Genomic DNA, 14,858 nt, shown 5'->3' with positions numbered 1-14,858 from the left:
GGTCACGCTGGCGGAACCGCTCTCAATAAACCCTTAGTAGAGGTTATCGCGGGCGAGTGATCCAGCAACGATCGGGCATAGAGCCGAATACCCGCAGGGCAGCCATCCACAACCCGTCAAACCGCCGGTTTGGCGTCAGATGCGGCGGTCGTCGCCTCGCTCGGGGCGGACTCGTCCAGGGCGAGTTCCCCCGACTCGTCGGCGTCGGGGTCGCCCCGTTCGTCGCTGTCGCGTTCCTCCGACTCGTCCAGTTCGTCGCTGACGGGCTCCTCAGACTCCTCCGGTTCGCTGCTGTCGGGCTCCTCGGACTCGTCGCTATCGGGTTGACCCAATTCGGCACGCACCGTCTCCAACGCGCGGCGCAGCGCCGGCATTTCCCGGTCCCGCGTCGCCGCCGCCCGCGCGGCGGCCACCGCGTGTTCGCGCAGCTCGCCGTCGATCACCTTGACCTGCTCGGCGACCTTCTCGGCTTCGGCGGCGTCGTGTTCGCTCAGCGCGGCCAGCAGCGCCGACTCGGCCGCGAGCACCCGGGTGGCGACCAGCTGCTCGACCGCGGACCGCAGCGACGCGGTTACCTCGCCCACCCACCGGTCCAGCACCGCCCGGTCGTGCAGCACCCCGCGGATACCCACCACCCAGACGGTCAACCCCAGCCCGATCACCGCGCAGACCGCCGCCCCGGCCGCCGTCCACCCGGGTGCCAGATCGGCGAACAGCCGGCTCAGCGTGAGCGCCACCCCCAGCCCGAAGCCGGCGCCCAACAGCATCATCAGCCGGGTCTCCAGCCGCCGCGACTTCAACGCCGGGTCGGGCACCGGCACCTCCGGCAGCTCCGCGGCCGCCGCGAGGTCCGCGGACAGCTCCAGCTCCTGGGCGACGTCGGCCAGGTGCTCCGCGCAGCCCTGATTCACCTCGGCGAGCACCTCGTCGATCCGGCTGCGGGTGTAGGCCTCGAACTCGGGCAGCTTGCGCCGGGTCATGCCCGCCGCATCCTCCTGCAGTTCGCTGCGCACCGAACCACACCGGTTGCGGGCGAAGTAGGTCAGCTGCACCCGGGCCTGCTGGATCTGGCTGCGCAGCGCGATGGTGCGCTCGGATTTGGCCAGCCGCCGCTGCCGCAGCGCGGTGTCGCGTTGCTCCTGCAGGGCGCTCACCCGGGCCCGCCGGCCCCGCCCCTCGACCTCGTGGTCGTGCCGATCAACGGCGGTTTGGAGCCGGGATTCCCAGGCGCGTAGCCGGTTTCGGCGCGCCAGCGCGACGTCGGCGAGCTGGTCGCGGACCATCTCCACCAGCTCATCCACCCGCGGTTCGCCCTGTTGCGGGGCCGCGGCCACCCCCACCCACGGCACGTGGCGGTACCGCGGGGCGTGGCCCGCCAACATGTCGCGGGCACCGGCCAGCATGTCCGACCAGCCGCGGTGCACATCGATCTTGGACACCGCGCAGACCACCGGGTCGGTGTGCACGACGGCGGCGTCCAGCAGCGCGCAGTCGGACGCGGTCAGGGCGGCGGCCGCCGACACGACGAAGACCACCGCGGCCGGCGCCTCCCCGGGCGCCAACTCCGTGGACTCGACAAACACCAGGTCGGGCAGCCGGTCGCGCAGCGCCGCCGCCACGCCGGTGACCCCGGCCAGCCAGGGACCGGTCACCAGCACCACGTCGCGGCGCTGCACCGCCGGCGGTCGCACCCGCGGGCCGATCCCGGCGACCAGGGCATCGACCTGGGCGGCGGCATCCTCGGCTGCCGCCGCGTTCACGCCGCTCCCCCCGCCGCTGACCAGCGCCGCAACGATGCCCGGGCGATGTCGCGGGCGCAGGTCCGGTACATCGGGGACACCGGTCCACGGCGGTAGCGCTGCCAGCTCTGGGCGCAACGCAGCTGCGCGGCCGGGTCGGCGGCGCGGTCGATGCTGAGCCCTGCGGCTTCCAGCACGTCCGCGGCGGCCGACGCCCGGGCGAACACCGCGGCGTCCCCGGACAGGAAGTCGCCGATGCACGCGTCGTCCGCGCCGACGGCCAGCGCCTCCAGTTCGGCCACCAGATCCAGCATCCGCCGGTAGTGCACCTCGGCGCCGAGGGCGGCGAGCCGGGCGAGGACCGCGTCCACGCCGCTGAGCGCGCGTAACCGGGCCTGCACCGCCGCGGTCGGGCGGCCGCGGCGCAGCGCGGCTACCGCCGCGGTGATGCCGAACAGGTCGAGGGTGTCGCACAGCCGCAGCCGAACCTCCCGCGGCAGCCGATGCGGGCCATTGAGGAAGTCGTCGAGGCACCACGGCCGGGTCGCGTCGGCGGCCAGTACCCGCAGCGCATCCCACAGGGTGGCGTCTAACCGGCCGTCGAGCACCGTCGCCGCCAGCACCGCCACCAGCGGCTCGGCCCGCACCCCGGTCAGCGCCGAAACCTGCGCGCAGCGCAGCGACCCGGCCAGATCCGCCTTGTTCAGCACCACCAGCAGCGGGGGCCGGCTCGCCGCGATCGCGGCGCTGTCCTCGGGTTTGACCACCTCGGCGATGACGTACACCACGACGTCGGCCTGCGCCGGCACGGTCACGGCAACCCCGGCGCAGGTCAGCGCGTGCGCCACGGTGCCCCGGCCCACCCCGGCCCGGCCGCACACCGCGACCCGCACCGGCGCGGCCGCTCGCTCGGCGATCGCGGTCACCCGCGCGTCCGCCGTCGCGGCGGCCAATCGCCTCAGTTCATCGACGAAAATCTGGTGCTCCTGTGCTCTGCTCGCCAGCCCCGGTGTTTGGGCTCACCGAATCGTGACATCTGCGCCTGTGCGCCGCGAGCCACCCCCAGATATCGACTACCAGTCCAAGGCAACTGTTGGGTATCAATCTGCACCGCAGCGCGGGCACACTGCACGGCATGGGTCACCATGGACGGATGCAGGCGCACAGCGGCACGGGGCCGACCAGCTCACCGGCAGCACCGGGGGGCGAGGTGCCCGTGCAGCGCTCCAGCCAATTTCCGCGTACCACCAGCTTCCGGTCCCGGCGCTCGGCGCTGTCCGACGCCCAGCAGCGCACCTGGGCGCGGCGCTGGCCGACGCTGGGTCGGCAGGCCAGCGATACACCCGAACTGCTAGACACCCGGTCCTGGTTCGGCCGGGACGCGCCGCTGGTGTTGGAGATCGGGTGCGGCACCGGCGCCTCAACGGTGGCGATGGCGCAAGCCGAGCCCGATATCGACGTGCTGGCCGTGGAGGTGTACCGGCGGGGACTGGCGCAGCTGCTGAGTGCCATCGACCGGGAAGACGTCACCAATATCCGGTTGATCCGCGGCGACGCGGTCGACGTGCTGGAACATATGCTCACGCCGAATTCCCTGGTCGGCGTGCGGGTGTTCTTTCCGGACCCGTGGCCCAAGGCCCGGCACCACAAGCGCCGGCTGCTGCAGCCCGCCACCCTTGCGCTGATCGCCGACCGGCTGCGGCCCGGCGGTGTGCTGCACGCCGCCACCGATCACCCCGGCTACGCCGAGCAGATCGCCGAGGCCGGCGACGGCGAACCCCGGCTGCGCCGGGTGTACCAGGACACCCCGGGGCTGCCGATCTCGGTGGTGCGCCCGATCACCAAGTACGAGACGAAGGCTCAGGAGGCGGGCAGCGCCGTCGCGGAGTTGCTCTGGGAGAAGCCGTGAGCGTGACGGAGGAAACAGCCGCCGACGCGCCGGATAGCGGTGCGACACAGACCCCGAGCGTTGCTCCGGCCGCGCGGCGGGTGCTGCTGGTGTGGGACGCCCCCAACCTCGACATGGGCCTGGGCTCCATCCTCGGGCGCCGCCCGACCGGGGTGGAACGCCCCCGCTTCGATGCGCTGGGCCGCTGGTTGCTGGCGCGCACCGCCGAAGTATCGGCCCGCTCACCGGAGATCACCGTCGAACCCGAGGCCACGGTGTTCACCAATATCGCCCCCGGCACCGCCGACGTGGTGCGGCCGTGGGTGGAGGCGCTGCGCAACGTGGGTTTCGCCGTCTTCGCCAAACCGAAGATCGATGAGGACAGCGACGTTGATGCCGACATGCTGCATCACATCGCGTTGCGCCGTGACGAGGGCTTGGCGGCGTTAATGGTGGCCTCCGCCGACGGGCAGGCGTTCCGGCTGCCGCTGGAGGAAATTGCGCAGGCCGGCACCCAGGTTGAAGTGCTGGGATTTCGTGAACATGCCAGTTGGGCGCTAGCCTCGGATACCTTGGAGTTTGTCGACCTGGAAGACATTCCTGGTGTGTTCCGGGAGCCGCTGCCGCGGATCGGTCTCGATTCGCTGCCAGAGCAGGGGGCGTGGCTGCAGCCGTTCCGGCCGCTGACCTCGCTATTGACCTCGCGTGTGTGACAACTGTAAAGAGCGCGGGTCGCCACAGAAGTAAGGAGCGTAGGTGTTCGCCTGGTGGGGTCGAACTGTATATCGCTACCGGTTCATCGTAATCGGGGTCATGGTGGCGCTCTGCCTGGGCGGCGGCATTTTCGGGGCGAGCCTGGGCAAGCACGTCACCCAGAGCGGCTTTTACGACGAAGGCAGCCAGTCGGTGCAGGCGTCGATCGACGGCGACAAGGTGTACGGCCGCGACCGCACCAGCCACGTTGTGGCGGTGTTCACCGCCCCGAAGGGCAAGACCGTCGACGACAAGAAGTGGTTCGACAGCATCAAAAGCGGCCTCAACAAGGTCAAAAGTGATCACTCCGAGCAGGTGCTCAGCTGGGTGGGGTACTTCACCAACCCCGAGGCGCTGCGCACCATGGCCGACCCCGACAAAAAGCACGCGTTCGCCTCGATTCAGCTCAAGGGTGACGACGACGACACCATCCTGAAGAACTACCAGGCCGTCCAGCCGTCCCTGCAGAAGCTCGACGGCGGCACCGTCAAACTGGCCGGTTTGCAGCCGGTCGCCGATGCATTGACCGGCACCATCGCCACCGACCAGAAGCGGATGGAGGTCCTGGCGCTGCCGCTGGTGGCCGTGGTGCTGTTCTTCGTGTTCGGTGGGGTGATCGCCGCCAGCCTGCCGGTGATAGTCGGCGGTTTGAGCATCGCCGGGGCGACGGGCATCTTGCGGGTGGTCACCCTGTTCGGGCCGGTGAACTTCTTCGCCCAGCCGGTGATCTCGCTGATCGGTCTCGGTATCGCCATCGACTACGGACTGTTCGTGGTGAGCCGCTTCCGTGAGGAGATCGCCGAAGGCTACGACACCGAGGCCGCGGTGCGCCGCAGCGTGATGACAGCCGGTCGGACCGTGGTGTTCTCCGCGGTGCTGATCATCGTCTCGGGCGCCAGCCTGCTGGCGCTGCCGCAGGGCTTCGTCAAGGGGCTGACCTACGCCATCTTCGCGGCGGTGGGGCTGGCGGCGCTGCTGTCGATCACGCTGCTGCCGGCCTGTCTGGGTGTGCTGGGCCGCCACGTCGACTCGCTCGGGGTGCGCACCCTGTACCGGGTGCCGTTCCTGCGGAACTGGGGGCTGTCCAACCGCATCATCGGCTGGTTCGCCGAGAAGACCCAGAAGACCAAGACCCGCGAGGAAGTCGAGGGCGAGTTCTGGGGCAAGCTGGTCAACGTCGTGATGAAGCGGCCGCTGGCGTTCGCCATCCCGATCGTGATCGCCATGATCCTGCTGATCATCCCGTTGGGGAAGCTGTCCTTCGGCGGCATGAGCGAGAAATACCTCCCACCGGACAATTCCGCCCGCGTCGCCCAAGAGGAGTTCGACAAGATCTTCCCCGGCTTCCGGACCGAGAAGCTGACGCTGGTGATCAAATCCGACAACCACAAGGACGTCACCAACCAGCAGGTCGCCGACGTCCGCAACAAGGCGATGGCGATCAGCGGGTTCGTCGAGCCGGACAACAACCCCGCCGACATGTGGAAGGAACGCCCCGAGCTACCGGGTGCGTCAAAAGACAAGTCGGTCCGGGTGATCGAGAACGGCCTGATCAACCGCAACGACGCCGCCCAGAAGATCAAGGAACTGCGGGCGATCCCCGCGCCCAAGGGGCTTGACCTCTTGGTCGGCGGCACCCCCGCACTCGAGCAGGACAGCATCCACGCGTTGTCCGCCAAGGGTCCGCTGATGCTGGTGATCATGCTGACCACCACCACACTATTGATGTTCCTGGCGTTCGGGTCGGTGGTACTGCCGCTGAAGGCCTCGGTGATGAGCGCGTTGACGCTCGGGTCCACGATGGGCATCTTGACCTGGATCTTCGTCGACGGGCACGGCGCAGGGTTGTTGAACTTCACCCCGACCCCGTTGATGGTGATCGTCATTGCCCTGGTCGTCGCGGTGGGCTGGGGTCTAGCCACCGACTACGAGGTGTTCCTGGTCTCCCGCATGGTCGAGGCGCGCGAATCCGGGATGTCCACCACCGAGGCCATCCGGATCGGTACCGCGACGACGGGGCGGCTGATCACCGCGGCCGCCTTGATTCTGGCCGTGGTCGCTGGATCGTTCGTGTTCTCCGACCTGGTGATGATGAAATACCTGGCGTTCGGTCTGATGGCGGCGCTGCTGTTGGACGCCACCGTGGTGCGGATGTTCCTGGTGCCCTCGGTGATGAAACTGCTCGGCGACGACTGCTGGTGGGCGCCGCGCTGGATGAAGCGGGTGCAGATCCGCATCGGGCTCGGGGAAATCCGGCTGCCCGACGAACGCAAGCGGTCGGTCGCCCGCAGCCGGGCCGTCGCCGCCGCACCGGCTCCCAGCAGAGCGCAGCCCCCGCACGACCCCACCCATCCCAGCGGACAGGGCCCGACGCGGCGTCGTCCCGCCGGTGCGGTGGAGACCCGGCCCGCCGGTGGCCCCTCGGATACCGGCACCACCCGGATGCGGACCGCGCCAGAACCCGCGGAGCCGGCGACGACCCGCTTGTCGGCCGCGGGCGGGCAGCGCGGCGCCCCCGCGCGCCGCAACGAAGCCCCACCCCGCACCGCGCCACCGACACCGGGTCAGGCTTCCGAACGCGAAATCGAGTCGTGGCTCGGCGAACTGCGCGGTGGGTCCGGTGAGCGCCGCGGCTCGGGCGGCGACGAAGCCTCCGCCGAGTCGCTCGACACCACCGCGTTCCGGCAACCGGAGGACCACGACCCCGATGTCGCCACCGAGAAGTTCAGCGCGCCCGGGCAACCGGGGAACGGCAGCGGCAAGCCGAGGCCGCGGCGCGGTGGCGGGGTCAGCGCCCAGGATCTGTTACGCCGCGAAGGCCGCTTCTAGGGTTTGGTTTCGGCGCCGACGCTGTCCGGTTCGGCGTGGATGATCGCGGGCGCCTCGTCCTCGTCCTGTTCGCCCGCATCGCCCGACGCGATCAGCACCCGCACCGCCCGGTCGGCGAACGCGATGGCCGGCACCGCCAGCAGCGCCCCGACGATGCCCGCCAACACGCCACCGGTCGTGATGCCGATCACCACCGCCAACGGATGGATCGACACCGCGCGACCCATCACCAGCGGCTGCAGGATATGCGACTCCAACTGGTTGACGCCGATGAGTATCCCCAGCGTGATCAACGCATAGATCCAGCCCTTGGCGATCAGCGCGACGATCACCGCCAGCATCCCGCTGACCACCGCACCGACCAACGGGATGAAGGCGCCCAGGAACACCAGTGAGGCCAGCGGCAACGCCAGCGGCACACCGAGGATCGCCAGACCCACGCCGACGCCGGCGGCGTCGACAAGCGCCACCACGAACGTCGCCCGCACATAGCCGATCAGCGACTGGAAGCCCGCGACGCCGGCCCGATGTACCCGATCCCGCACCTGGGTGGGGAAGATCTTGACCAGGAAGGCCCAGATGTTGCGGCCGCCGTACAGGAAGAAGATGACGGTGAACAGCACCACGAACGCGCCGGTGATGATCTCGGTGATCGTCGCCGCCGTGGACAGCGCCCCGTGGGTCAGCTTGGCCTGATTGCGCTGCAGCATCTCGGTCACGGTGTTGCCGATGTTGTTGACCTGGTCCCGGCTCAGATGCAGCGGGCCTTCGACCAGCCACCGGCGCGACGAGTCGATCATGGCCGTGACCTGGTCGACCAGACCCGGCAGGCCGTCGATGAACTGGCTGACCACGAAGGCGAGCATCCCGGCGACCGCCGCCACCCCGCTGAGCATCAGCAAAAACACCGCCAGGCCGCGGTTGATCCGATGCCGGTCTAGCCAGTCCACGCCGGGCAGCAGCAGCGCCGAGAACATCAGCGCCAGCGCCAGCGGCACAAAGATCACCTCGAGGCGTGTGAGCAGCCAGCCCACCGCCACCGCGGCGGCCAGCAGGACCAGCAGGCGCCAGGACCAGGCAGCGGCCTTGCGGACCAACGGGTGAACGGCGGCGTCCTCGGCGGCTTGCATGCCGGTAGCGTAACCGCCACTTCCGTTACGTAACCGCCCAATATCGGTACTCAACCGAGACACCGCTGCGTCACCGCATACCCCTGTCCGCGGGGGCCGCGCGGCTACCCTAAACGGCGTGTCGCACGACGCGCCGGCTAACAGCGCCCGCCAGCAGGCGGGTCCCGTCCGCGGCCGGTACCGGTGGGTGCGCTGGGTGGTGCTCGGCGTGGTGGCGATCGTGCTCGCCGTCGAAGTCGCCCTGGTGTGGGACCAGTTGGCCAAGGCGTGGCAAAGCCTGTACGCCGCCAAGTGGTGGTGGCTGGTGGCCGCGGCGCTGGCCGCGGGCGCATCGATGCATAGCTTCGCCCAGATCCAGCGCACCCTGCTGCGTTCGGCGGGGGTGCGGGTCAAACAATGGAGATCCGAAGCCGCCTTCTACGCGGCCAATTCACTGTCCACCACCCTGCCCGGCGGACCGGTGCTGTCGGCCACCTTCTTGTACCGCCAGCAACGGCTGTGGGGGGCCTCGCCGATGGTGGCGTCCTGGCAGCTGGTGATGTCGGGGGTGCTCCAGGCGGTGGGGCTAGCGGTGCTCGGATTGGGTGGCGCCTTCTTCCTCGGCGCCAAGAACAACCCGTTCTCGCTGCTGTTCACCCTGGGCGGCTTTATCGCCTTGCTGCTGTTGGCCCAGGCGGTCGCGTCGCGGCCGGAACTGATCGACGGGATCGGGGTGCGGGTGCTGTCCTGGGTCAACTCGATCCGCGACAAACCCGCCAACGCCGGCTTGGCGAAGTGGCGCGAGATGCTGAACCAGCTCGAGTCGGTGAGCCTGGGGCGCCGGGATCTGGGGGTGGCGTTCGGCTGGTCACTGTTCAACTGGGTCGCCGACGTGGCCTGCCTGGCCTTCGCGGCCTACGCCGCCGGCGATCACGCCTCGGTGGCCGGGCTGACCGTCGCCTACGCCGCCGCCCGGGCGGTGGGCACCATCCCGCTGATGCCCGGTGGTCTGCTGGTGGTCGAGGCGGTGCTGGTGCCGGGCCTGGTGTCCAGCGGCATGTCGTGGCCCGACGCCATCTCGGCGATGTTGATCTACCGGCTGGTCAGCTGGTTGTTCATCGCCGCCATCGGCTGGGTGGTGTTTTTCTTCATGTTCCGCACCGAAAGCGAGGTCGATCCGGACGCCGAACTCGATTCGGCCGCCGGGCCGGCCCCAGACCGGGCCGCCACCGACTCCGCCGACCCCGCGGTTGCGCCCGACGACCCCGAAGACCGGAGGCAATCGTGAGCATTCGACCGGCGCTGCTGGCGCTGCTCGCCGATATCGGCTGCGTGCTGGTGTTCTGCACGGTGGGCCGACGCAGCCACGCCGAGGGATTGACCATCGCGGGTGTCGCCGCCACCGCGTGGCCGTTCTTGACCGGGACCGCGACCGGCTGGCTGCTGTGTCGCGGCTGGCGTCGCCCCACCGCGCTGGCCCCGACCGGTGTGGTGGTGTGGGCGGGCACCGTCGTCGTCGGGATGCTGCTGCGGCGGCTGCTGCACGCCGGGACCGCGCTCAGCTTCCTCGCGGTGGCCTCGACGGTCACCGCGGCGCTGCTGCTGGGCTGGCGGGGCCTGCTGACGGCCGCACGCCGGTAATGCCGATGCGCCGATTGTGCAGATTCATACGCTTTGCGCGCCGAAAGCGTATGAGATCGCACACTGGGCGGTCCGTGCCACCGGCGACCGCAGCGCCAGGTGACCGGGGCCGATTACCGGCCGGGGCTGGGCGCTGCGGCGGCTGGGGCCGGCGCCGGCGGGGCGGGCGCTGCGGCGGCCGGGGCCGGGCCCGGACGCGGTACCGGCACCGCACCGGGACCGGGCGCCCCGACGACGGCTTGGGTGCCCGGGCCGCCGGGCGTCGCACCGGGTAGCCCGCCCGGCAAGCCGCCGGGCAGCCCGCCCTGGTTCTGCGCGGCCTGCATGGCGCCGAGCAGCTGCGGCAGCGACACCGGCAGCTTGCAGCGGGTACCCAGGCTGGCCAGCGGCTCGCTGAGCTTCTGAATGTCGCCCTGCACCTTGGGGTTGGCGTCGAAATACGTTTTCAGCGTTCCGAGGGACTGCGGCCCCGGCTGGTCCTGCATCGCGCTGGTCATCGCCTGATTGGTCTCGGGGTGGGAGTCCAGGTAGTCGCCGGTGTCCCCGGCGACCTTGCCGACCGTCTTAGCGATCGAACTGGCGGCGCACGGGTCGGGCGCGGCGGTCGCCGACGGCACCAGCAGGGCAACGACCGCCGCACCGCCCACAGCGGTAGCGGTCAACACTCCGAAGAGCCGATGACGCACAACGGCAGTTGTCGTCTTCACTGGATAACTCCTTAGAAATGGCGAACACCGGTAGATGCCGCCCACGGCGGCGACCGGCGCCGGGTGTCATCCTGCCATCACCCCCGCCGCCGTGGCCAGTTCGACTGGCTCACAACCGGGCTACAACTTGATACAGATCTCGGATCATCGCAGTTCAGCGCGCCAGAAGCGGATTACTGTACCGCACGCTGCGGTAGGCTCGCGAGCACGCAACGCCGGAGCGGGGAGACAAAAATCCAGCAGTTCATGATGCGCCTGTCCAGCAACCTGCGCAGATTCCGCTGGGTGATCTTCACAGGTTGGTTACTGGCGTTGGTGCCCGCGTTGTACCTGGCTGCCACGCAGTCGGGCCATCTCACCGGCGGCGGCTTCGAGGTGAACGGTTCGCAATCGTTGTACGTGCACGACGACCTGGAGAACCACTACCCCGATCAGGGTGCGTCGCCGTTGGCGCTGGTCGCCGCGCCCCGCGCGGACGCCAGTTACCAGGACATGGACGACGCCGTCGCGCTGCTCAACCGGGTGGCCAGCGAGGTCCCCAGCGTGACCGTGGTGCCCAACCCGGCCCAGCGGCCACCGCAACCTGACCGCCCGTACGTGGTGTCGCTGCGGCTGGACTTCAACAACACCGGCGCCGTCGATGTGGCTAAAAAGCTGCGCACCAAACTCGGCATCAACGGCGACCAGCCCGGGCAGGTCGAGAACGGCACGGTGCGGCTGTATGTCATCGGCCAGGGCGCGCTCGGCGCCGCGGCCTCGGCGAAAACCAAACAGGACATCGCCAGCGCCGAACACTGGAATCTGCCGATCGTGCTGATCGTGTTGCTGGCGGTGTTCGGGTCGCTGGCGGCCGCCGCGATCCCGCTGGCGCTGGGCATCGGCACCGTGATCGTCACGATGGGGCTGGTGTATCTGCTGTCGATGTTCACCACGATGTCGGTGTTCGTCACCTCCACGGTGTCGATGTTCGGGATCGCGCTGGCCATCGACTACTCCTTATTCATTTTGATGCGGTTCCGCGAAGAACTGCGGGCCGGTCGGCAACCGCAGGAGGCCACCGACGCGGCGATGGCGACGTCGGGGCTGGCGGTGGTGCTGTCCGGGCTGACGGTGGTGGCCTCGGTGACCGGCATCTACCTGATCAATACCCCGGTGCTGGTGTCGATGGCCACCGGGGCGATCCTGGCCGTCTCGGTGGCGGTGCTCACCTCGACCACGCTGACCCCGGCGGTGCTGGCCACCTTCGGCCGGTCGGCAGCGAAACGGTCCGCGGCGCTGCACTGGTCTCGGCTGCCGGAAACTACCCAATCCCGATTCTGGACCCGTTGGACCGGCCGGGTGATGCGTCAGCCCTGGCTGTCGGCGGTGCTGGCGTCGGCGTTTCTGCTGGCGCTGGCGGCGCCGGCATTCTCGCTGACGCTGGGCAACAGCATGCTGCGCCAGTTCGACTCGTCCCACGAGATCCGCGGCGGGGTGGCCGCCGCCGCCCAGGCACTGGGTCCGGGCGCACTGGGACCGCTGCAGATCCTGGTCACCTTCCCCGACGGCGACGCGTCCTCGGCCGCGCACGCCCCGGCGCTGGCCGCGGTCCGCGCGGAGCTGGCGCGCGCCCCCAACACGACCAAGCAGGTTCCGCCCCCGGTGTTCGCCGACGACAACAGCAGCGCGCTGCTGTCGGCGGTGCTCTCGGTGGACCCCGAGGACATGGCGGCCCGCGAGACCGTCGACTGGCTGCGGGCCGAGCTGCCCAAGGCGGCCGGCTCATCGGCACGGGTCGACGTCGGCGGCCCCACCGCGCTGATCAAGGACTTCGACGATCAGGTGTCGGCGACGGAGCCGCTGGTACTGGTCTTCGTCGCGCTGATCGCGTTCGTGATGCTGCTGGTGTCGATCCAGTCGGTGCTGCTGGCGTTCAAGGGCGTGCTGATGACGATGCTGTCGGTGGCCGCGGCCTACGGCAGCCTGGTGATGGTGTTCCAGTGGGGCTGGCTGGAGAAGCTGGGTTTCGAGCCGATCAGCTCGATCGACAGCACCATCCCGCCGATGGTGCTGGCGATGACCTTCGGCTTGTCGATGGACTACGAGATCTTCCTGCTCACCCGGATCCGGGAACGGTTCCTGCAGTTCGGTGACACCCACGACGCGGTCGCCTACGGCGTGAGCACCAGCGCCCGCACCATCACCAGCGCGGCGCTGATCATGATCGCGGTGTTCATCGGATTCGCCTTCGCGGGGATGCCGCTGGTCGCCGAGCTCGGGGTGGCCTGTGCGGTGGCCATTGCGGTGGACGCCACGGTGGTGCGGCTGGTGCTGGTTCCGGCGCTGATGGCGATGTTCCACCAGTGGAACTGGTGGTTGCCGCACTGGCTCGAGCGCATCCTGCCGTCGGTGGATGTGGAAAAGCCGCTCCCCACCGTCGACCTGGGCGGGGTGGTGCTCATCCCGGACGACATCTCCGTGCCGGTGGCTCCCAGCGCGGATCTGCGGATGGTGGTGAAATCGGCGGCCAAACTCAAGGAATTGGTGCCCGACGCGATCTGCGTGACCGACCCGCTGGCCTTGCAGGGCTGCGCCCGCACCGACCTGTCGCAGCGGGTCGCGCCGCAGCTGGATGCCCCGACCCAAACCCTGTCCGCCGTCGCCACCGCCCCCGCTCCCGCGGGCACCCGGAAACTGGTCGGCTGGCCGTACCGCAACGGCACCAGCCGGGCGCTGCGCCCGGTGCATCCGGTCACCATGTGGCGCGGCCGGCTCTCGGTCGCCCTGGACGCCCTGGCCACCGACACCGAGGCCGTCAACCCGGCGCTCGAGCGGCGCAGCCCGCTGGAAACCACCAACGTGCAGCTGCCCACCGGCGACCGGTTGCAGGTCCCCACCGGGGCCGAAACGCTGCGGCTCAAGGGTTACCTGATCATGTGCCGCAACAGCAGCCGCGACTACATCGAGTTTGCTGAGCTTGTCGATGCGATGGAGCCCGAAACCGCCGCCGTGGTGCTGGCCGGGATAGACCGGTATTACTGTGGTCAACCAGCTAAGCGACAATGGATCGCCACCCAGCTAGTCCGTCGGCTCGCGGATCCACATCCGGCCGATATTGACGATGAGCCCTCGGCCGAACCGGATTCCGGTGCAGACTGGGAGGAGGTCCGGCAGCGCTGCCTGTCGGTGGCCGTAGCGATGCTTGAGGAGGCGAGGTGACGTTGGCAGCCGACCCGCGTCGCGGACCGGTGCCGCACCGGTCCGGTCCTCGCCCGCGCTACGACGACCGCCCCGTGGAGTTTTGGTCCACCGCCGCCATCCGGTCGGCACTGGAAAGCGGCGACATCACCGTGTGGCAGCGGATCGTCGTCGCGCTCAAACGTGACCCGTACGGGCGCACCGCCCGCCAGGTCGAGGAGGTTCTCAACGGCGCCCGGCCCTATGGCATCTCCAAAGCGCTGTCGGAGGTGCTGGCCCGCACCCGCGCCCACCTGGAAGCCAACGAACGCGCCGAGGTCGCCCGCCACATCCGGCAGCTGATGGAGCGCTCCGGCCTGGGGCCCCCCGAGTTCGCCTCCCGCATCGGGGTGCCGCCCAAGGAATTGACCGAATACCTCGACGCCAAAGTCAGCCCGCCGGCGTCGCTGATGATCCGGATGCGTCGACTCTCCGACCGGTTCGTCAAAATGCGGGCCGAGCGGTCGGCCGGCACCAACTGATGGCGGACGATCAGCTGCGGCGCATCCTGCGCGAAACGAAGACGATCGCGGTGGTCGGCGCCTCGGCCAACCCGGCCCGGCCCAGCCACGAGGTCTACTCGTATCTGGTCGCCACCGGCGACTACCGGGTGTATCCGGTCAACCCGACGATCACCGAAATCGACGGCGCGCCGGTGTATGCCAGCCTGGCGGAGCTGCCGGTGGTGCCGGACCTGGTCGACGTGTTCCGGCGCCGCGATCAGCTGCCGGCGGTGCTCGACGAGGTGCTGCGGCTCGACGGCCGTCCCCAGACCCTGTGGCTGCAGCTGGGCCTGGCCGATGAGCAGGTGGCCCGCGCCGCCGAGGCCGCCGGGCTGCAGGTCGTGATGGATCGCTGCCTCAAAGTCGAGCACGCCCGGCTGCGTTAAACCCCTCGCCGCGAGCGTGCGTAGTAAGAGAGTTATGACGCGTGTTGGCGAAGAAAGTGGCGTTTTTCTAGGAGATGGCGACGTCCT

12 protein-coding genes are annotated in these 14,858 nt (G+C 69.6%); 8 read left to right on the top strand and 4 right to left on the bottom strand.

The window, feature by feature from the left end:
* Window positions 1-116 precede the first annotated feature (116 nt).
* The gene (locus ACAG26_RS16740) at window positions 117-1,760 is read right to left on the bottom strand and encodes a hypothetical protein (protein ID WP_370484134.1); all 1,644 of its coding nucleotides are present in this window, start codon (window positions 1,758-1,760) and stop codon (window positions 117-119) included.
* Entirely contained in the window at window positions 1,757-2,743 is a 987-nt protein-coding gene (locus ACAG26_RS16735; protein WP_370484321.1) for a hypothetical protein, read from the bottom strand. Before ACAG26_RS16735 ends, ACAG26_RS16740 begins: the two co-directional genes overlap by 4 nt.
* Before the next feature lie 131 nt (window positions 2,744-2,874).
* Here ACAG26_RS16735 and trmB point away from each other — a divergent pair, with 131 nt between their 5' ends.
* The 3 genes from trmB to ACAG26_RS16720 all read left to right on the top strand — a co-directional run bounded on the left by trmB (window position 2,875) and on the right by ACAG26_RS16720 (window position 7,209).
* Window positions 2,875-3,648 (top strand): tRNA (guanosine(46)-N7)-methyltransferase TrmB, encoded by a 774-nt coding sequence (trmB, locus tag ACAG26_RS16730; RefSeq protein ID WP_370484132.1) that lies wholly within the window; start codon window positions 2,875-2,877, stop codon window positions 3,646-3,648.
* A gap of 80 nt (window positions 3,649-3,728) precedes the next feature.
* Window positions 3,729-4,340, top strand: a complete 612-nt coding sequence (locus tag ACAG26_RS16725; protein WP_370484320.1) for an NYN domain-containing protein — start codon at window positions 3,729-3,731, stop codon at window positions 4,338-4,340.
* 43 nt (window positions 4,341-4,383) lie between these two features.
* Window positions 4,384-7,209, top strand: a complete 2,826-nt coding sequence (locus ACAG26_RS16720) for an MMPL family transporter (protein WP_370484130.1) — start codon at window positions 4,384-4,386, stop codon at window positions 7,207-7,209.
* Here ACAG26_RS16720 and ACAG26_RS16715 read toward each other — a convergent pair.
* A complete protein-coding gene (locus tag ACAG26_RS16715) occupies window positions 7,206-8,339 on the bottom strand; it encodes an AI-2E family transporter (protein ID WP_370484128.1) in 1,134 nt (377 codons plus the stop codon). The genes ACAG26_RS16720 and ACAG26_RS16715 overlap by 4 nt on opposite strands.
* Before the next feature lie 118 nt (window positions 8,340-8,457).
* Between ACAG26_RS16715 and ACAG26_RS16710 the strand changes: the two genes are divergently transcribed.
* Window positions 8,458-9,606 (top strand): YbhN family protein, encoded by a 1,149-nt coding sequence (locus tag ACAG26_RS16710; RefSeq protein ID WP_370484126.1) that lies wholly within the window; start codon window positions 8,458-8,460, stop codon window positions 9,604-9,606.
* 2 nt (window positions 9,607-9,608) lie between these two features.
* A complete protein-coding gene (locus tag ACAG26_RS16705) occupies window positions 9,609-9,959 on the top strand; it encodes a DUF3054 domain-containing protein (RefSeq protein ID WP_370484319.1) in 351 nt (116 codons plus the stop codon).
* Window positions 9,960-10,072: 113 nt separating this feature from the next.
* On the opposite strand, the gene ACAG26_RS16700 is transcribed toward ACAG26_RS16705, so the two are convergent.
* Complete coding sequence (locus tag ACAG26_RS16700; RefSeq protein ID WP_370484125.1) at window positions 10,073-10,666, bottom strand: hemophore; 594 nt, start codon at window positions 10,664-10,666, stop codon at window positions 10,073-10,075.
* 246 nt (window positions 10,667-10,912) lie between these two features.
* Between ACAG26_RS16700 and ACAG26_RS16695 the strand changes: the two genes are divergently transcribed.
* The 3 genes from ACAG26_RS16695 to ACAG26_RS16685 are packed head-to-tail and all read left to right on the top strand — an operon-like array spanning window position 10,913 to window position 14,771.
* A complete protein-coding gene (locus ACAG26_RS16695) occupies window positions 10,913-13,864 on the top strand; it encodes an MMPL family transporter (RefSeq protein ID WP_370484123.1) in 2,952 nt (983 codons plus the stop codon).
* Window positions 13,861-14,364 (top strand): XRE family transcriptional regulator, encoded by a 504-nt coding sequence (locus tag ACAG26_RS16690; RefSeq protein ID WP_370484121.1) that lies wholly within the window; start codon window positions 13,861-13,863, stop codon window positions 14,362-14,364. The genes ACAG26_RS16695 and ACAG26_RS16690 overlap by 4 nt, the downstream gene beginning before the upstream one ends.
* Entirely contained in the window at window positions 14,364-14,771 is a 408-nt protein-coding gene (locus tag ACAG26_RS16685; RefSeq protein ID WP_370484117.1) for a CoA-binding protein, read from the top strand. The genes ACAG26_RS16690 and ACAG26_RS16685 overlap by 1 nt, the downstream gene beginning before the upstream one ends.
* The last annotated feature ends 87 nt before the right edge of the window (window positions 14,772-14,858 follow it).

This window comes from Mycobacterium sp. pUA109 (genome assembly GCF_041287095.1).
Taxonomy (GTDB): Bacteria; Actinomycetota; Actinomycetes; order Mycobacteriales; family Mycobacteriaceae; genus Mycobacterium.
The sequence above is the reverse complement of the archived record's forward strand: the minus strand, read 5'-3'. Positions and strand labels throughout refer to the sequence as shown.

Bases quoted from the DNA above. Each gene is read 5' to 3' on its own strand.
- ACAG26_RS16685 (WP_370484117.1), top strand. From the start codon at position 14,364: ATGGCGGACGATCAGCTGCGGCGCATCCTGCGCGAAACGAAGACGATC.
- trmB (WP_370484132.1), top strand. From the start codon at position 2,875: ATGGGTCACCATGGACGGATGCAGGCGCACAGCGGCACGGGGCCGACC.
- ACAG26_RS16715 (WP_370484128.1), bottom strand. From the start codon at position 8,339: ATGCAAGCCGCCGAGGACGCCGCCGTTCACCCGTTGGTCCGCAAGGCC.
- ACAG26_RS16695 (WP_370484123.1), top strand. From the start codon at position 10,913: ATGATGCGCCTGTCCAGCAACCTGCGCAGATTCCGCTGGGTGATCTTC.